The organism is Neisseria sp. P0009.S007 (genome assembly GCF_051962515.1).
The window spans coordinates 1-412 of record NZ_JBQCVF010000920.1 but is presented as its reverse complement, the minus strand read 5'-3'; the positions used below and the strand labels follow the sequence as shown (position 1 = coordinate 412).

Sequence of the window (412 nt, the reverse complement as noted above, 5' to 3'; positions counted from 1 at the left end):
CTATTTTAACTGCAGGTGCTACAACATTATTGACAAAGGGAGCTGAGGCACCAGCTCATACATTAAATCTAGTGTGGAAACAAGTATTTGGACCTATTGATTTATGGATGGAAAAACAACAATTAAAAAGGAAAAAAGAGTTAGCTGATTTCAGTGATAGACTTAATAAAAATTTAGAAAAAATTCCTCAAGAAGAAATTCAAGAACCTAAATATAGTATTTTAGGACCTGCAATCGAGGCATCTCAATATTACCTTGAAGAAGAAGAGCTTAGGGAAATATTTGCAAAATTAGTATCTACCTCCTTTGATGCTAGAAATAATGGAAAGATCCACAATAGCTTTGTTGAAAAAGTTAAGTCTTTATCATCCCATGATGCAAAACTTCTTCAATTAATGAAAGACTTAAAAAG

1 protein-coding gene is annotated in these 412 nt (G+C 31.8%); it reads left to right on the top strand.

Going from position 1 to position 412, the window contains the following annotated elements; genetic code table 11:
- A partial coding sequence (locus ACTHS3_RS17120) for an Abi-alpha family protein (RefSeq protein ID WP_440368655.1) occupies positions 1 to 412 on the top strand: 412 nt, incomplete at both ends.